At 74.1% G+C, this 16,926-nt stretch carries 18 protein-coding genes and 2 tRNA genes; 8 read left to right on the top strand and 12 right to left on the bottom strand.

Annotation, left to right across the window (positions count from 1 at the left end; all coding sequences use genetic code 11):
* The first annotated feature begins 10 nt into the window (after window positions 1–10).
* The gene (locus tag ABVB68_RS26210) at window positions 11–1,426 is read left to right on the top strand and encodes an amidase (RefSeq protein ID WP_353603591.1); all 1,416 of its coding nucleotides are present in this window, start codon (window positions 11–13) and stop codon (window positions 1,424–1,426) included.
* A 164-nt stretch (window positions 1,427–1,590) separates the two neighbouring features.
* On the opposite strand, the gene ABVB68_RS26205 is transcribed toward ABVB68_RS26210, so the two are convergent.
* Window positions 1,591–2,085 (bottom strand): DUF3830 family protein, encoded by a 495-nt coding sequence (locus tag ABVB68_RS26205; protein WP_353603590.1) that lies wholly within the window; start codon window positions 2,083–2,085, stop codon window positions 1,591–1,593.
* Window positions 2,086–2,468: 383 nt separating this feature from the next.
* Here ABVB68_RS26205 and ABVB68_RS26200 point away from each other — a divergent pair, with 383 nt between their 5' ends.
* Window positions 2,469–3,221 (top strand): IclR family transcriptional regulator, encoded by a 753-nt coding sequence (locus ABVB68_RS26200; RefSeq protein ID WP_353603589.1) that lies wholly within the window; start codon window positions 2,469–2,471, stop codon window positions 3,219–3,221.
* Between the two features lie 87 nt (window positions 3,222–3,308).
* Window positions 3,309–3,382 (top strand) — tRNA-Lys (locus ABVB68_RS26195).
* Between the two features lie 162 nt (window positions 3,383–3,544).
* Here ABVB68_RS26195 and ABVB68_RS26190 read toward each other — a convergent pair.
* From ABVB68_RS26190 to ABVB68_RS26180, 3 genes are all read right to left on the bottom strand, one after another.
* The gene (locus ABVB68_RS26190; RefSeq protein WP_353603588.1) at window positions 3,545–4,150 is read right to left on the bottom strand and encodes a lytic polysaccharide monooxygenase auxiliary activity family 9 protein; all 606 of its coding nucleotides are present in this window, start codon (window positions 4,148–4,150) and stop codon (window positions 3,545–3,547) included.
* A gap of 114 nt (window positions 4,151–4,264) precedes the next feature.
* Window positions 4,265–5,398, bottom strand: coding sequence for an SPFH domain-containing protein (locus tag ABVB68_RS26185; protein ID WP_353603587.1), 1,134 nt, complete (start codon window positions 5,396–5,398; stop codon window positions 4,265–4,267).
* An 81-nt stretch (window positions 5,399–5,479) separates the two neighbouring features.
* Entirely contained in the window at window positions 5,480–6,556 is a 1,077-nt protein-coding gene (locus ABVB68_RS26180; protein WP_353603586.1) for a peptidoglycan-binding protein, read from the bottom strand.
* Window positions 6,557–6,742: 186 nt separating this feature from the next.
* Between ABVB68_RS26180 and ABVB68_RS26175 the strand changes: the two genes are divergently transcribed.
* Window positions 6,743–6,816: transfer RNA gene (locus ABVB68_RS26175), tRNA-Lys, on the top strand.
* Window positions 6,817–6,926: 110 nt separating this feature from the next.
* On the top strand, window positions 6,927–7,649 hold the full coding sequence (locus tag ABVB68_RS26170; RefSeq protein ID WP_353603585.1) for a FadR/GntR family transcriptional regulator: 723 nt from the start codon (window positions 6,927–6,929) through the stop codon (window positions 7,647–7,649).
* Between the two features lie 48 nt (window positions 7,650–7,697).
* Here the strand turns inward: ABVB68_RS26170 and ABVB68_RS26165 are convergent, their stop codons facing one another.
* The 8 genes from ABVB68_RS26165 to ABVB68_RS26130 form a co-directional block, all read right to left on the bottom strand.
* Entirely contained in the window at window positions 7,698–8,360 is a 663-nt protein-coding gene (locus ABVB68_RS26165; protein ID WP_353603584.1) for a class F sortase, read from the bottom strand.
* An 8-nt stretch (window positions 8,361–8,368) separates the two neighbouring features.
* Window positions 8,369–8,926, bottom strand: coding sequence for a hypothetical protein (locus tag ABVB68_RS26160; RefSeq protein ID WP_353603583.1), 558 nt, complete (start codon window positions 8,924–8,926; stop codon window positions 8,369–8,371).
* Between the two features lie 123 nt (window positions 8,927–9,049).
* Complete coding sequence (locus ABVB68_RS26155; RefSeq protein WP_353603582.1) at window positions 9,050–9,829, bottom strand: HAD-IIA family hydrolase; 780 nt, start codon at window positions 9,827–9,829, stop codon at window positions 9,050–9,052.
* A 77-nt stretch (window positions 9,830–9,906) separates the two neighbouring features.
* Window positions 9,907–10,101, bottom strand: coding sequence for a hypothetical protein (locus ABVB68_RS26150; RefSeq protein WP_353603581.1), 195 nt, complete (start codon window positions 10,099–10,101; stop codon window positions 9,907–9,909).
* A gap of 193 nt (window positions 10,102–10,294) precedes the next feature.
* Entirely contained in the window at window positions 10,295–11,182 is an 888-nt protein-coding gene (locus ABVB68_RS26145) for a hypothetical protein (protein ID WP_353603580.1), read from the bottom strand.
* Between the two features lie 255 nt (window positions 11,183–11,437).
* Window positions 11,438–11,791, bottom strand: coding sequence for a hypothetical protein (locus ABVB68_RS26140; protein WP_353603579.1), 354 nt, complete (start codon window positions 11,789–11,791; stop codon window positions 11,438–11,440).
* Window positions 11,792–11,940: 149 nt separating this feature from the next.
* Entirely contained in the window at window positions 11,941–12,264 is a 324-nt protein-coding gene (locus ABVB68_RS26135) for a helix-turn-helix domain-containing protein (protein WP_353603578.1), read from the bottom strand.
* Between the two features lie 383 nt (window positions 12,265–12,647).
* Complete coding sequence (locus ABVB68_RS26130) at window positions 12,648–13,988, bottom strand: ROK family protein (protein ID WP_353603577.1); 1,341 nt, start codon at window positions 13,986–13,988, stop codon at window positions 12,648–12,650.
* 56 nt (window positions 13,989–14,044) lie between these two features.
* Between ABVB68_RS26130 and ABVB68_RS26125 the strand changes: the two genes are divergently transcribed.
* From ABVB68_RS26125 to ABVB68_RS26115, 3 genes are all read left to right on the top strand, one after another.
* The gene (locus ABVB68_RS26125) at window positions 14,045–15,118 is read left to right on the top strand and encodes a Gfo/Idh/MocA family protein (protein ID WP_353603576.1); all 1,074 of its coding nucleotides are present in this window, start codon (window positions 14,045–14,047) and stop codon (window positions 15,116–15,118) included.
* Window positions 15,118–15,666, top strand: a complete 549-nt coding sequence (locus ABVB68_RS26120; protein ID WP_353603575.1) for a heme-degrading domain-containing protein — start codon at window positions 15,118–15,120, stop codon at window positions 15,664–15,666. The genes ABVB68_RS26125 and ABVB68_RS26120 overlap by 1 nt, the downstream gene beginning before the upstream one ends.
* An 86-nt stretch (window positions 15,667–15,752) precedes the next feature.
* Window positions 15,753–16,616, top strand: a complete 864-nt coding sequence (locus ABVB68_RS26115; protein WP_353603574.1) for an LLM class F420-dependent oxidoreductase — start codon at window positions 15,753–15,755, stop codon at window positions 16,614–16,616.
* Window positions 16,617–16,926: the final 310 nt, after the last annotated feature.

Genomic DNA, 16,926 nt, shown 5'->3' with positions numbered 1-16,926 from the left:
TGGAGGGTGCATGCAGCAGCTCACCGACCTGACCGCCGTCCAGCTCCTCGCCGGCTACCGCAAGGGCGAGTTCGGTCCCGTGGAGGTGACCGAACAGGCGCTGGAGCGGGCCCGCGGGATCCAGCCGGAGGTGAACGCCTTCGTGCGGCTCACCGAGGAGGACGCGCTCGTGCGGGCCCGCGCGTCGCAGGAGCGCTGGCGGCGCGGGGAACCGGTGGGGCTGCTGGACGGGGTGCCGGTGACGGTGAAGGACCTCCTGCTGCTGCGCGGCCACCCGACCCTGCGCGGTTCCAGAACCCTTTCGGAGCAGGGCCGTTGGGACGAGGACGCGCCGTCGGTGGCCAGGCTGCGCGAGCACGGCGCGGTGTTCCTCGGCAAGACGACGACCCCCGAGTTCGGCTGGAAGGGCGTCACCGACTCCCCGCTGTCCGGGGTGACCCGCAATCCCCACGACCCGGCGCGCACCGCGGGCGGCTCCAGCGGCGGCAGCGCGGCGGCCGTGGCGCTCGGCGCGGGCCCGCTGTCGCTCGGCACCGACGGCGGCGGCAGCATCCGTATCCCGGCCGCGTTCTGCGGGATCTTCGGCCTGAAGCCGACGTACGGCAGGGTGCCGCTGTATCCGGCGAGCGCCTTCGGCACGTTGTCGCACGCGGGCCCGATGACCCGGGACGCGGCCCTGCTGCTCGACGTCATCGGTGTCCCCGACGCGCGCGACTGGTCGGCGCTGCCCCCCGTGCCGGGCTCTTTCACCGAGGGGCTGAAGGGCGGTGTGCGGGGGCTGCGGGTGGCGTACTCGCCGACCCTGGGCGGACAGGTGGCGGTCCGGCCGGGGGTCGCGGCGGCGGTACGGCGGGCGGTGGCCCGCCTGGCGGACCTCGGGGCGTTCGTCGAGGAGACCGATCCCGACTTCAGCGATCCGGTGGAGGCGTTCCACACCTTGTGGTTCAGCGGCGCCGCCCGCCTCACCGAGCGGCTCTCCCCGGCCCGGCGGCAGCTCCTCGACCCCGGCCTCCGGGAGATCTGCGCCCGGGGCGCCCGCTACAGCGCGCTGGACTATCTGGCCGCTGTGGACGTCCGGATGGACCTGGGGCGGCGCATGGGCCGCTTCCACGAGACCTACGACCTGCTGGTGACGCCGACGCTGCCGGTGACGGCGTTCGAGGCGGGTGCGGAGGTGCCGGCGGGTTCCGGGCTGCGCCGCTGGACGGGGTGGACCCCGTTCACCTACCCCTTCAACCTGACCCAGCAGCCCGCCGCCACGATCCCGGTCGGGACGGACGAGGACGGGCTGCCGGTGGGGATGCAGCTCGTCGCCGCCCGGCACCGGGACGGCCTGGTGCTGCGGGCCGCGCATGCGCTGTACGAGGCCGGGGTGGCGCCGGCCGTGGGCCACCCGGGCCGGTCGGCGGTGTCGCCGGCGCGGTAGTCCCGGTGCCCGCGGTCGTCGAGGAGGCCGTCGGCCCGTCGGGGCGGACGGCTCCGTCCCGGTCGGCCACCCGTCGCCGTACGGGTCGGCGGTGCGGTCCTCGGGGGACTCGTCCGGGCCTCACCCGAACGCGCGGGGCGGGGAAGGGAGGGCAGGGAGCGGCCTCACGCTCGCCGGAAGGCGAGCCTCTCCCCCGCCGCTCCCGTGCGCCACAGGTCGTTGCACGCCTCGGCCATCGCCGCCAGCCCCTCCACCACCTCTCCCCAGACGATCCCGGGCACCCAGCCGACGTCCCCGTTGAGCAGCAGGTTGTTGCGCTCGTAGAACAGCGCCAGGTCGATCACCGTGCCGCCGGGGCGGACCTCGCGGTCGTAGCCGTAGGCCTTGGTGCCCAGCTCGGCGCCCGCGAAGGAGAAGTAGCAGAGGTCGCCGGGGATCGGGGTGACGGTGGGGTTCTCGAGCGGGGGTTCCGTGGAGGCGAACGGCGGGAAGAGGGCGTAGATCTCGTTGCGCGCGTACTTGGCGTGGTAGACGTCACCCGCCAGCGGCAGTGCCTCCCAGACCGCGGCGCAGGTCACCGGCGCGCGGTCGTCCAGCAGCCGTGCCGTGCAGTGCACGTCGCGCCGGGTCAGGGAGATCTCGATGTGACGGTCGCTCATGCGCTCTCCTGTGTCGCCGCGTCCAGCCGTGCCGGTCGCCCCGCGTCACCGTCGCACGTCCGGTCACCTCCCAGGGGCCCGAGGGCGGCGGCGGTCTTCGGGACACACGTCTCTCGGTGCCCGCCCAGCATGGGGCCGCGGGTGACCTCGTGTGAAGCGCCACCGCCAGGCGCGGCCCGCGCGGGGGACGGAGATCGCGTGGGCCCGCTCACTCCGGCAGGCAGCCACCCACGACTAGGGCATATGCCAGAGGCCTACGCCGCAGTTGAGGCGGCGGGCGGTCGCGCGGCGGGTCTCGTCAACCCCCTCTCCGTGGAGCGCCTTTGGCGGCTATCGTGGAGGTGATCCGCCGACCGGATGCACGGCAAGGCGAGGGGACCGTCATGAGGATCGAGCCGACCGCCCCGTACCACTCCGCGCAGGAGGCCCTGCGGGTGCTGGAGACCGTGGCGCGGCACTCCGCCGGCGTGACCGAACCCGATCTGGTCCGCCACACCGGCCTCGGCTCCGAGCGGCTCACCGGGCTGCTGCGCATGCTGCGCCGCGAGGGCTACGTCGAGCAGATCACCGACGGCGCCTACGTCACCGGTGACACCCTGCGCCGTCTCACCTCGGCGCACGACCGTGAGTGGGCCCTGCGCGACAAGCTCCAGCGCACCCTGGACCGGCTGCGCGACTCGGTCGGCGCGGCCGTCTACATCAGCCGGTACGTCGACGGCGAGGTGAGGGTCACCCAGTACGCCGCCGGGCCCACCACGCCGGCGGTCAACGAGTGGGTGGACTTCCGTTTCTCCGCGCACGCCACCGCCGTCGGCAAGAGCCTGCTGACCCAGCTCGACCACAACGGCCGCCGGGACCACCTCTCCCGGCACAAGATGGCCCGCCTCACCTCGCGCACCATCACCAGCGACAGGCTGCTGCTGTCCCGCCTGGAGTCCCAGCCCCCGACGGTGCCGGTGCTGGATCTGCAGGAGTACGCGGTCGGCACGGTGTGCGCGGCCGTCCCGATCACGGCGGGCTCCTCGGTGGGCTGCCTGGCACTCTCGCTCCCGGTGGAGCACGCGCACCGCCTGAAGCGGGCCGCGGACGCGCTGAACCGGAACGCGGCGCCGGTGCTGCTCTCGCTGACGATCTAGGCCCCCGGCGGGTGGTCACGAGCACCTCCGCGGACCAGGTAGTATTTTCTTCGTCGTCGGCCGCGAAGAGCGGAAGGCGAGAGTCATGCGCCGCTAGCTCAGTTGGTTAGAGCAGCTGACTCTTAATCAGCGGGTCCGGGGTTCGAGTCCCTGGCGGCGCACAGACGAGGGGCCCTTCGCGAGAGCGAGGGGCCCTTCGGCGTGCCGGACGAACCGGGGGGTCCGGTGCCCCGCCCCGGCCGGCCGGGGCGGCGGGAACCGTCCGGCGGACCGGGGCACCGGCCTCGGGGGTGCCCCGGCTCGCGCGCCGCGGTGGAGCGGGATCAGAAGGTGACGTCCGAGCACGCGTAGAACGCGTTGGCCGTGTCGGCGATCGTCCACACCGCGACGATGACGTGGTGCCCGCTCAGGCCGGACGGCAGGGTGCCGCTGTGGCTGAGCGTGGCCGGCGGCCGCTGGCCGTTGTACGGCACCGTCAGGAACGGGGTGAGGTTGAGGTCCGAGCGGGCGAGGTTGTGGTTCTGGTTCCAGCCCGGTTTGGTGACGTAGTACTTGAAGTCCGTCGTGGCGTGCATGGCGGTGAACTGCCAGCGGAACGTGTACGACTGGCCGCCCGTCACCCTGGTGGTGGGCCAGGCCGCGCCGGACGGGGTCTTCGGCGAGCTGAGCTGGGCGAACTGGCTCAGGCCGGCGTTGCAGATCTGGCCGTCGGCGGGTCCGGCGGCCGGGAAGCCCTTGGGGCCCTCGACGCTCTGCGGCTCCCACTGGATGGAGCCGCAGTTGGTCACGGTGCCGTTCTGACAGAGCTTCTGCCTGCTGATGGGGAGGTCGGTGTAGCCGTGCCCGCTGGCGCCGCCGGTGGAGAGCGCGAAGGCTCCGGCGGTCACCGCACCCAGCACGACTGCGGTCAACTTGGTCTTGGTGCGCATGCTGCCGCTCCTGGAGAACGTGGGGAGTTCAGTGAGCTGTGCAGGGAGTAGGTCTAGACCAAGTCTCAGATTATTGCGGAGAGTTGAACATGTCCATACCAATCGCAGGGCCTCCTACACCGGTTCGCCGCGCCCCGAGCAGAACGCCACCGTCAGGTCGCGCACCAGCACCTTGCGCTCGTAGTCGTCCAGTTCGACCAGCCCGCGCGTGGTCAGCCGGGTCACCGTGTCCTCGACCGAGTCCACCACCGAACTGAGCACGCTGGCCCGCTGCCGCGCGTCCAGTGCGGCGATCCGGCGCCGGTGCATCGCACCGGCCACCTCGGGGGCGTACTCCACCCGGAGCGGCTGCACCGAGAACACCTCCACACCGATGCCCGCAGCCTCCGTCGCCACCAGCCGGGTCAGCGCGTCACCGGCCGCCGTCACCCCGCCCCGGGTACCACCGGCCGGCTCCACCGGCACCCGGGCGAGCGCCGCCTCCACGCACTCGCGCAGGTACGTCTCGTGGTCCTCGATGCCGAGCACGGCCCGTGCGGTGTCCCGCACCCGCCACACCACCAGCACGACCACCCGCAGGGCCAGGCCGTCGGGGTCCGTGGCGGTCATCGCCTCGCTGCGCCAGTGCCGCAGCCGCACGTCCACCCGGCGGCGCAGCACCAGCGGGTTCACCCAGAGCAGGCCGGTGCGCCGGACCGTCCCCCGGTACCGGCCGAACAGGCCGAGCACCCAGGCCCGCCCGGTGCGTCCCCGGGTCAGCCCGCCGAAGCCGAGCAGGCCGAGCGCGCCGGCCCCGGCGTACGCCGCCCACTGCGCCGGACCGAGACCGGCGCCCGCGTACGCCGGCAGCCGCAGCGCCTGCGCGGCCAGCGGCGGCAGGAGCCCGGCCCACCAGGTGGCGGCCACGCAGCCGGCCAGTCCGCAGGCGCCGGCGAGCACCCCGGCCGCCCCCGGCAGCGCCCGCGCCGGTCGTTCCACCAGCTCCGGGTCGACCTGCGGCAGGGGCCGCCGGCGCACCGGTGCCGGGCGGCGGGTGCGGGGCTGCTCACCGGTGCCCTGCCGGCGCCCCACCACGGCCGGCTTGACCGGCACCGGCACCGAATCGATCTCGTCCCGGAACAGCAGGTGCACGGGGATCTCGGTGGTGGCCTCGTTCCGGATCAGCCGGACCGGCCGGGTGCCCGGCCCCGCGACACCCTCCGGCGGCCCCTCGGATTCGGACGGGATGTGTGACGTGGTCGTACTCATGCGTGCCTCCAGCCTCCGCGCCAGATGCGCCATGAACAGGGAAGGTGGTGTACCGCGGGCCGGCCCCGCGTCCGGGGCCGGCTAGACGAACAGGCGCCGCCAGGTCTCCGGCCCCGGATAGCCGTCCGCCGCGCCGCCGCGCCAGCCCTGGGTGCGCTGGAAGGCCTCCACGGCACGCCGGTCCGCCTCGCCCCAGTGCGGACCGGGTCCGAGGGGATAGAACCTGCCGAACCCTTTCTTCACCAGCTGCACGCCCAGCTGGGTGACGTACTCGTTGGTCGCTCCCGGACGGAAGAAGTTCCGGCCCGGGTATCCGGCCACCCCGTGCGAGGCGGGCCGCCCCGCACCGGCCGTGCCCCGGGTGGAGTCCTTGCCCCGGCCCGTGGCGGGCCCCCGCCCCTTCGCGTCCGTCGCGGCTGCGCCCGCCGCTCCGGTGGTCAGGCCCTTGTAGCGGTACGGGATGTACTTGTCGGCGTTGTTCCAGTAGGGGTAGGGGGTGGCCTGGCTGCGGGTATGCGGCGGCGTCTGTTCGTAGACCGTGTAGTAGGTCCGCGTGGAGTCCGTCCAGCCGCCGAAGATCACCACGTGGGAGCCGCTCTCGGGGTTGTCGGGGTTGTGGTAGAGCAGGATGTCGCCGGGTTCCAGCTCTGCCTTGGTGATCTTCACGCCGAACGATCCGAGGCTGCCCGTCCACTCGTTGCTGGACAGCCCCCAGGCCATGGAGACATAGCCCGAGCAGTCCTGCCGGTATCCGTCGGACCAGTAGGCGGACATGCTGTACGGCACCTTCGCGGCCACCCAGACCTTGGCACGCTGGATGATGTCGGTGCGGGTGGTGGCGGGGATCGGTGCCGCGTCGGGGTCGATCGGCTTGCCCGCCGAGCCGTGCAGCGGGGACCTGGCCCCCTGCGGGGTGGCGGGTTCGCCGTCCGCGGGCACGGCCTGCCGGTGTTGCGAGTGGCCGACAGGGAGGGCCGCGGCCGGAGTGGCCACGCCGAGGGCGGCGGACACGGCGGCGACGACCGCGACTCCGTAGGCGGCGGGATGGCCGCCGGAGCGGCCGGGGCGCAGGCGGGGGCTGAGCCGCCGCCAGTGGGCGCAACCGGGGCAGCCGCAGTCGCTCGCGGGGTCGAATTCCTCGAACACCGGAGCGGTCATGCGATCTGCCTCACATTCGGGGGAGATTTGTCCGCGAGTGTGCACGTTGATCAGTTTTCCAACTGTCGCGGGGACGCGCATGTTGACGGTCCGAATGATGTACACGGACCACCCCGGGATCCCGCCGACCACCCCGGGGTGGTCGGGAGCACCCCTGAAGGTCGGGTAGAGTTTTCCCGTCAGCAGGCGCCGCTAGCTCAGTTGGTTAGAGCAGCTGACTCTTAATCAGCGGGTCCGGGGTTCGAGTCCCTGGCGGCGCACCGACCGGAAGGCCCCTCGCGAGAGCGGGGGGCCTTTCGCATGACCGGGATCTCTCTCCCCCCCCGCCGGAACCGGACCCTTCCCCCGATCGGCCGGTTACGCTCTCGCCATGGCAGCCCGGGACCTCCAGGAGCGGATCAAGAAGCTGATCGTCGACCGGCGGCTGCCCTCGGGCGCCCCCCTGCCGACCGAGCCGGAGCTGATGGAGCTCCTCGGGGCCGGCCGGAACTCGGTGCGGGAGGCGCTGAAGGCGCTGCAGGCGATGGGGATCGTGGAGATCAGGCACGGCTTCGGGACCTACGTCGGCTCGATGTCGTTCGCCCCCATGATCGAGGGCCTGGCCTTCCGTACCGTCGCCGGGCACTACCGCGGTGAGGACTCCCTGCTGCAACTGCTGGAGCTGCGCGAGGCCGTGGAGACCGGGCTGGTGTCACGCCTGGCCGGCCGGCTGCCGGCGGCGGACCTCGTCGAGCTGGACGCGCTCGTGGACCGCATGGAACAGCGGGCCGCGCAGGGAGCCGGCCTCGCCGAGACCGACCGCGCCTTTCACGCCACCCTCTACCGGGGACTGGACAACGTGCTGCTGAGCGAGGTGCTGGAGGCGTTCTGGGACGCCTTCCACCGCGTGCGGCGGGACCTGGTGGAGCTGCCCCAGGACCCTCGGGTCACCTGCCGTCAGCACCGGGAGATCCTGGACGCGGTCCGGTCCGGCGACTCGCTGCGGGCGGAGGACGCCATACGGGATCACTTCGGCAACCTCCGCACCCGCCTGAGCACCACCGGCGCCCCCCGGCCCCCCGAGCCCCGGGCGCGCCACGACGAACGGGTCTGACCGGAACGCACCGCGTGTCGCGGCCCCCGCCACGGACGGCGGCCCGGCTCAGGTGCCGGTGAGGTAGGCGGAGACCACCACGTTCGCCGTGTAGGTGCCGTCGGCCCGGTCGAAGCTGCCGCCGCAGGTGAGCAGGCGGAGTTCGGCGCGGCCCGGCTGGTGGGGGCCGTAGGCCTGCCGGGCGTCGAAGTCGTCGCGGGGCAGCACGCGGACGTCGTCGATGGTGAACCGGGCGATCCGGCCGTCCGAGCGGAACACCCGGACCGTCTCGCCGGGCTTGAGGGTGCTGAGCTTGTAGAAGACGGCGGGCCGGGTCTGCGTGTCCACGTGCCCGACCATCAGGGCCGGTCCCGCGGCGCCGGGTGCGGCACCGGCGCCGTACCAGCCGACCACGCCCGGCTGGTCCAGGGGCGGCGGGTCGACGGCGCCGCGGTCGTCCAGTCCGCGGGTCACCACGGGTGCCTGGAGGCCGAGCTGGGGGATGTCGATGCGCTGGGGCCGCGCGTCGCCCAGCGGCTTCACCGGCGGCGGCAGCAGGGCGGGGTCGACGGGGCGGCCGATGGTGAACACGTCACCGGTGGCGGGCCCGCCCCGGCTCGGTACGTCGGTCACACCCTTGCCCCACAACCACAGCCCGAACAGGAGGACCGCCCAGGCCAGGCCGGTGACGAGCCGCCCGGTGCCGGTGGCGGGCTCGCGGTCGTCGGTCATCGCGGGCGTCAGCGCGTGCCGCGGCTCCGGCGGGTACGGAACCCGACGGCGACCGCGGCGATCCCGGCGAGCGCCAGTCCGGTCACCTCCTGGAGCGTGCCGGGGCCGGACCCGCTGGTGGCCACCGTGGCGAAGTGGGCGGTACCGCCGCCGCCCGCGTGGACCGGGGCGACGGGCGAGGCGGAGTCGGAAGGGGGCCGCAGGAGCTGCTCGAACTGCCCGAGCCCGCCGCCTGCGCCGGCCGCGACCGTGATCCTGCCCGTCAGCACGCGGCCGGAGCAGGTGACCTTCACGTCGTAGGTGCCCGGCGTGACGGAGGTGCGGACCCGGGTCTCACCCGCCAGGCTGCCCTGGCCGCCGGTCAGCAGGGCGTCGCTGACGAAGGCGCCCGAGGTGGCGGTGCCCTGCCCGCCGGTGCAGCCGCCGGTCTGCACGGTGACGTCGGCGCCCGGCGCCGGGGCGGCGGGGGTCACGCTGACCGAGCCGCCGTCCGCCGCGTGCGCCGCCGGGGCGAACCCCGCGACGGCCAGGATTCCGGTACAGAGAGTGAGGCGTAGTGAGCCCATCGTGAACCTCCAGTACGAGGAGGTTCCCCCGGCCGGAGCCCCGCCGCATCCTCACGGAGCGCTCCGCTGCGCCGAACGGGTGACACCCGGTTTCCGCCCGGCCCGCGGACCGGGCCGGTGGGCTCAGACCAGGTCGACGAGGTCCGCGATGGAGTCCACGACCTGCGAGGGCCGGAAGGGGTAGCTGTCGACGTCGTCGGGCTGGGTGACGCCGCTGAGCACGAGGAAGGTGCGCATCCCCGCCTCAAGGCCCGCGAGCACGTCGGTGTCCATGCGGTCGCCGATCATCGCGGAGGTCTCGGAGTGGGCCCCGATCGCGTTCAGCCCGGCCCGCATCATCAGCGGGTTCGGCTTGCCGACGAAGTACGGCTTCCGGCCGGTCGCGGCGGTGATCAGCGCGGCGACCGAGCCGGTGGCGGGCAGGTCGCCCTCGGTGGAGGGACCGACGTTGTCGGGGTTGGTGGCGATGAACCGGGCGCCGTTGTTGATCAGCCGGACGGCCTTGGTCAGCGCCTCGAAGGAGTAGGTGCGGGTCTCGCCGAGGATCACGAAGTCGGGCTCGTGGTCGGTGAGGATGTAGCCGATGTCGTGCAGGGCGGTGGTCAGGCCCGCCTCGCCGATGACGTAGGCGCTGCCCGCGGGCCGCTGGTCGTCCAGGAACTGGGCGGTGGCCAGGGCCGAGGTCCAGATGTTCTCCACCGGCACGTCCAGGCCCATGCGCCGCAGCCGGGCGTGCAGGTCGCGGGCCGTGTAGATGGAGTTGTTGGTGAGCACGAGGAAGGGCCGGCCGGAATCGCGCAGCTTCTTCAGGAAGTCCTCGGCGCCGGGGATCGGCACGCCCTCGTGGATCAGGACGCCGTCCATGTCGGTGAGCCACGATTCGATGGGCTTGCGGTCTGGCATGTTGTGCGTCTCCTGGCGTAAGTACGGTCGGGAAGCGGGGGCGCCGGAACCACGGCGTACCGACGCCCCCAGCCTAGTCAGGACTGCGCCAGGCGTACCCCGTCGATCACCGAGTAGTGATCCACGGTGACCATGACCTGCGTGAGGTTCCTGAGGACCTGCAGCGGGGAGGACGCCTCGAAGCGCTCGGGGACCTCTTCCGGGGTGCCGCCGAGCAGGGTCCGGTCCATGGCCTCCTTGCCGCCGAAGTCGTGGACGGCCCTGATGAGCACGGCGGTACCGTCACCGGCGACGCCCGGCGTGGAGATGCCGGTCCGGCGGGCCGCGCACCCCGGATCCGTCGGTCCGGCGCGCCACGCACCCCGGATCCGTCGGTCCGGCGGCCCAAGCACCCCGGATGGGTCGGTCCGGCGGCCCACGCACCCCGGATCGGTCGGTCCGGCGCGCCACGGATTCCGTTCCGGTTCAGCGGCGGCCGCGGGCCAGCAGGAACGCGGTTCCGGCCACGCAGAGCAGGGCCGCGGCGGCCGCGAGCAGCCCGTGCACGAGCGCGACCCCGGTACGCGCGAGTTCGCGGGCCCGCTCCCCGGCCTCCGCCGCGTCCGCGGCGAACGGGAGGGAGGGGGCGCTGCCGCTGGAGGCGGCCGGCGTGGCCTGCGCGCTGCCGGAGGGGGTGGCCCGCGCGGAACCGGACGGGGAACTGCTCCGCACGCCTCCGGTGTCCTGCGCGTTCTGGGTGTGCTCCGTGTCCTGCGGCTCCCGCGTGCTGTGCGGGCCGCCCGTGCCGTCCGGGCCGGGTGTCGCTTCCTCGGGCCGCCCGTCGATTCCGAACCGGTAGGCGTTGGACTCGCCGACCCAGTTCCCGTCCTGGCCCCGGCGCTGCACGGCGGCGGCGTTGACGGTGACGTGTTCGCTCGTGGCGTCGGAGGCGAGCGCGAGCCGAACCCGGACGCTGACGGTCCGGCCGGCCGGCACGGTGAACCCGGCGAATCCGGCCCCGTCGAGCACACCGACCAGTTCCTGCTCGTCGGTGCTCTCCAACGGCACCGGCCGGGCCCGGGAGCCGTCGTAGAAGTCCAGCTCGGCCTGGTTCGGCCGCAGCGCGCGCCGGTCGTCGGCGAGTACGACGACCGGGTGGACGGCCGTACAGGCGCTGTGGGTGGTGTTGGTCAGGTCGATGTACCAGGTGCCGAAACCACCCCCCGCCTCGTAGGAGGCGGGGCCGCCGCGGATCCGGGTGGCCAGCGGAAAGGCGCGGTCGCCGGGGGCCGCGCAGGACGTCGGGGCGCCGGCGAGGGCGGCGGCGGCCGGCACGGGGACGAGGACGGCGGCCGCGGCGAGGCAGAGGGACACGGATGTGCACGGTCGCATGACCACATGACCATGCCGGGCCGCGCGGGCGGACCCGGGCCGCCACACCGGGACGGGCCGGAAGTCCGCTCGATCGGCGGACTTCCGGCGGGGCGGGGCAGGGCGGGCAGGGCGGGCAGGGCGGGGCGGCCTCGGACGCGTCGCGTCAGGGACCGCAGGCGCGCTGGGTCTGCGAGGCGGTCATCACGCGCTTCGCGTCGGCGTCCTGGAGCGCCCGCGGCTCCGACCTGGGCCAGGTCAGGACGACAGCGTGACCAGCCGGGTCTTGTCCTGTGAGTCGACGCACGCCTGATAGGGGTTGGGGTCGCCCTGCCGCTCCTGGCACTCCCAGGTGGCGTCCCCCGCACGGACCTGGAGGGGCTTACCCGCCTTGCCCTGCCAGACCTTGGTGTAGGCGGCCGCGGCCTGCAGTGCGGTGGCGCAGGCCACGTTCCCGGTGGCCGACACCGCGAGCCCGGAGGACTGGTCCGTACCGCAGTAGGCGGCCTTGGACGCGGTGCCGGAGCCGGCGAACGACTGGGCCGGGGCGGCGAGGCCGAGGGCGGCGGTCCCCAAGAGGACCGCGGCCGTTCTCATCCTGATCGAGCGCACGTCGTACCTCCTCTTTCCGGTCCGTCCGGTCCGGCTCTTTCCGGTCCTTCTGGTCCGGGGTTCCTGTTCTTGTCTTGTCTTGCGGGCCTGGCCTTGCGCGGCCTTGTCTTGCGGATCTGGTCTTACGGGCCTGGCCTGCGGATCTGGTCTTACGGGACTCGTCTTCCCGGTCTGGTCCGTCGGCGGGCTCGGGGGGCGCCGGGGCCGGACGGCCCGCGGGTGACCTCCAGCCCGTCGACGCCGGGTATGCCGACGTCCAGCGGCGGCATGCCGGGGCGGAGCCGGCCGACCGCGTCCGGCGCCTGTGCGCCGTCGGCGACGTCGGCGACGTCAGCGACGTCGGCGACGTCAGCGACGTCGGCGACGTCAGCGACGTCGGCGAGCACGTCGGTCTCCGGGGTGTTCTCCGGGAGCATGCGGAAGCCGACCCGCACCCTCTCCTGGTCGTCGGCGATGACCACGCTCACGGGCATCGGGGAAACCTCCTCACCGCACCGGCCGGTCCTCCGCGTGAGACGGCAGTCACGTCCTGGGCCGGCTGATGCCGGCGATCCCATTGTGGGACGGGAGGGCCACCGTCGCATGAGCGCGCGGACAAGGGGGTGACGGCCGCGCGGACGGGCTGACCGGCACCGCGCTTCCCCGCTGGTCCGCCCCGTCGTCCGCTCAGCCGTCCGCGCGCCCGAACAGCGGCCCCAGCAGCAACAGTGCGGCACCCTCGGCGACCACCCGTTTCCCTGCTGGTTCGCCTCGTCGTCCGCTCAGCCGTCCACGCGCCCGAACAGCGGCCCCAGCAGCAACAGTGCGGCACCCTCGGCGACCACCCGCTTCCCCGCTGGTCCGCCCCGTCGTCCGCTCAGCCGTCCGCGCGCCCGAACAGCGGCCCCAGCAGCAACTGTGCGGCACCCTCGGCGACCACCCGGTCGCCGCCCGGGGCGAGCCGTACCGGGACCGTCCCGCCGGGCGTCCCCTCCCGGCGGGCCCGGGCGCCGAGCACCTCACCGACCCCCCGGACGAACGTCTCCGGTGCCGCCGCGACCGTCCGGCCGCCGAGCAGGACCAGGTCGATGTCCAGCAGCCCCGCCAGGTTCCCGGCGCCCACTCCGAGCACCCGCGCCGCCGTACCGGCCTCGCCCCGGGCCACCGCGGCCAGGCAGAGCACCTCCACGCAGCCGCGGTTCCCGCACTCGCACAACGGCCCGTCCAGCTGGATCACCTGGTGCCCGAACTCACCGGCCCCGGTCCGCGCCCCCCGGTGCACGCTGCCGCCGATCACCAGTCCGGCACCGAGCCCCGTCCCGAGATGCAGATACGCGAAGGATCCGCCCTCGCCCGCCACGGAGAGTCCGAGAGCGGCCGCGTTGGTGTCCTTGTCCACGACGACCGGCACCCCCAGCCGCGACACGAGGGCGTCCCGCAGCGGGAACCCGTCCCAATCGGGGAAACCGGTCACCCGGTGCAGCACCCCGCGCGCGTGATCGAGCGGCCCCGGCAGCGCGACACCCACCCCGAGCAACGTCCGGGCCGCGGCCGCCCCGCCCGATCCCACACCGCCTTCCCCGCCGCCCGAGCCCGCACCGCCGTTCCCGCCACCCGAGCCCGCACGCTCGTATCCACCGTCCAGGCCCAGGCGACTATCACCACCCGAGCCCGCACCGCCGTTCCCACCGTCCGAGCCCGCACCGCCGTTCCCGCCGCCCGGGCCCGTGCCGCCGTTCCCGCCGCCCGAACCCGCAGCGCCGTCCCCTCCCCCCGTGCCGAGGCCGTCCGTCACCAGCCCCTCGACCATCCGGGTGACCATGCCGAGTACGGCGTCCGCGCCCGCGCCCAGGTCCAGTTCCGCGCGCCGCTCCCCGACCACGGTGCCGTCCAGGTCGACCAGGACCGCCCGCAGCTCGTCGCGGTCCAGGTGCACCCCCACCGCGTGCCCCGCCTCCGGCACCAGCCGCAGCACGGTCCGCGGCTTGCCCCCGGTGGACGCCCGCCGGCCGGCCTCCGCCGCCAGGCCCTCCTCCCGCAGCCGTGCGGTGATCTTGCTGACGGCCTGCGGGGTCAGCCCGGTGCGCTCGGCCAGCTCCAGCCGGCTGATGCCCTCCTCGCCGGCGGCGCGCAGCAGCCCCAGCACCAAGGCGGTGTTGTGACTGCGCACCGCGCCCAGGTTCGCTCCCGCCGGCCCGCCGCTCCTCGTCCTGTTCACGCCACCATTGTCCCCTCCGCTTGCACTTTGGCAACAGCGTTGCCAAAGTGGGTGGCATGACTGCTACTCCCCTCCGCGTCGGCCTGATCGGCTACGGCCTCGCCGGCTCCGTCTTCCATGCCCCGCTGATCGCGGCCACCGAGGGCCTCGCCCTGGACACCGTGGTCACCTCCAGCCCGGACCGGCGGCAGCAGGCCCGCGCCGAGTTCCCCGACGTGCGGTTCGCCGACACTCCGGAGGAGCTGTTCGAGCGGGCGGACGAGCTGGACCTGGTGGTGATCGCCTCCCCGAACAAGACTCACGTGCCGCTGGCCGCGGCCGCCCTGAAGGCGGGCCTGCCGGTGGTCGTGGACAAGCCGGTCGCCGGCACCGCGGCCGAGGCCCGCGACCTCGCGGCCCTCGCCGACGAGCGCGGTCTGCTCCTGTCGGTCTTCCAGAACCGCCGCTGGGACAACGACTTCCTGACCCTGCGCCGGCTCCTCGAGGACGGCGCGCTCGGCGACGTCTGGCGTTTCGAGTCGCGCTTCGAACGCTGGCGTCCCCGCCCCAAGGGCGGCTGGCGCGAGTCCGGGGACCCGGCGGAGATCGGAGGTCTGCTCTACGACCTCGGCAGCCACGTCGTCGATCAGGCGCTGGTCCTGTTCGGCCCGGTCACCGAGGTGTACGCCGAGACCGACGTCCGCCGTCCCGGCGCCGAGACCGACGACGACACGTTCATCGCGCTCACGCACGCGAGCGGCGTCCGCTCCCACCTCCACGTCTCCGCGACGACCGCCCAGCTCGGTCCGCGCTTCAGGGTGCTGGGCTCCGAGGCGGGCTACGTGAAGTACGGCCTGGACCCGCAGGAGGCGGCCCTGCGCGAGGGCAGCCGCCCCGGCACCGCCCCCGAGTGGGGCACGGAGGACCAGGCGTTGTGGGGCCGCATCGGTGCCGGGGAGTCCCCGCTGTCCGGCGGCGGCACCCCCGTGCCGACCGTGCCGGGCGACTACCCCGCGTACTACGCGGCCGTCGCCGCCGCCCTGACCGGCGCCGGCCCGAACCCGGTGCCCGCGCTGGAGGCGGCCGCCGCCCTCGACGTACTGGAAGCGGCCCGCACGTCGGCCCGGGACAAGGTGACGGTGACCCTCTGATGTCCCAGCGGCAGAACACCCCGGAGCCCGGTACGGAGAACACTCCCGCCCCCGCTGGCGGGAACGCCCCCAAGCCCGGCCCGCAGGACGCACCGAGCGTGGCCGAGCTGGAGGCGCAGGAGCGCCGGCTGGTCTTCCCGCGGTTCACCCACGACGACGCGTGGGCCCTCGGCTCGCTTCTGGTGGAGCTGGCCCGGGAGCGCCGGGCGCCGGTCGCCGTCGGTATCCACCACGCCGGCCGGCAGCTCTTCCACGCGGCGCTGCCGGGCTCCACCCCGGACAACGACGCCTGGATCGACCGCAAGCGCCGGGTGGTGGAGCGGTACGGCGCCTCCTCCTATCTGGTCGGCAGCCGCTTCCGGGCCAAGGGCACGACGTTCGAGGACTCCTCGCGCCTCGACCCCGACGTCTACGCGGCCCACGGCGGTTCGTTCCCGGTCAACGTCGAGAACGCCGGTGTCATCGGGTCGGTGACGGTCTCGGGCCTGCCCCAGATCGAGGACCACCGGCTGGTGGTCGAGGCCCTGGAGCGGTTCCTGAAGGTGTGACACCCGCGGGGATCACGCGACGGGACCCCGCCGGCTGGGAATGGCTGAAGACGTGATGATCACGGCCACCCGGAGGGATCGGACCCATGAGCACCTTGCAGGACAGGATCGGCCGGTACGGCATCTGGAGCATCGGGCTGCGCTCGGAGGACCCCTCCCGGCGCGGTGAACTGGGCGAGGCGGCGGCCGAGCTGGAGGATCTCGGCTACGGCGCCGTCTGGCTGGGCGGCAACAGCGCCCCCCGGCACGCCCTGCCGCTCCTGGACGCGACCGGCACCCTGATGGTCGGCACCGGCATCCAGAGCATCTGGGACTACGGACCGGAGGAGACCGCGGCGTCCTTCGCCGAGGTGGACGCGGCCCATCCCGGCCGGTTCGTGCTCGGCCTGGGTGTCAGCCACGCCAAGCTGACCGATCAGTACCGCCGTCCGTATACGGCGCTGGTCGCCTACCTGGACGCGCTGGACTCGGCCGGGGTGCCCGCGGGCCGCCGGGTGCTGGCCGCCCTCGGGCCGAGGACGCTGAAGCTGGCCGCGGAGCGGGCCGCGGGCGCGGTGCCGTACCTGGTCACGCTGGAGCACACCGCCCGGGCGCGCGAGATCCTCGGCGCGGGCCCCCTCCTGGCCCCGGAGCTGAAGGTCGTCCTGGAGACCGACCCGGACCGGGCCCGGACCCTGGCTCGCGAGACCCTCGCCATGTATCTGACCCTGCCGAACTACACGCAGAACTTCCTGCGCCTCGGCTTCACGGAGGACGACCTGGCCGACGGCGGCAGCGACCGGCTCGTCGACGCGCTGTTCGCCTGGGGCCGGGAGGACCGGGTGCGCGAACGCATCGACGCCTTCCATGCGGCGGGCGCGGACCACGTCGCCCTCCAGGTGGTGGCCGAGGGGACGCGGGACAGCCTGCCGCGGGAGGAATGGCGCCGGCTGGCCGCACTGCTGCGGTGACGTCGGGCGGCCGTTCGACCCCGGCCGGCCGCCCTGTCCCCGTGACCGGCAGCTGACCGTCCCACCGGAGCCGGCCCCCGTGCCGGTGACCGGCAGCTGACCGGTCCCCACCCGGAGGTGCCCCGGGAATCCGCGTGCCGCACGGTCGGACACGGAGCCGCACGGTCGGACACGGAGCCGCGCCGTCGGGCACGAAGCCGCGCCGTCGGGCACGAAGCCGCGCCGTCGGGCACGAAGCCGCGCCGTCGGGCACGAAGCCGCGCCGTCGGGCACGAAGCCGCGCCGTCGGGCACGAAGCCGCGCCGTCGGG

Origin of the sequence: Streptomyces sp. NPDC096012, from assembly GCF_040426375.1 — a bacterium.
In the GTDB taxonomy this organism is placed as follows: Bacteria; Actinomycetota; Actinomycetes; order Streptomycetales; family Streptomycetaceae; genus Streptomyces.
Note: the sequence above shows the minus strand (reverse complement) of the source record. Positions and strands in the feature narration are given on the sequence as shown.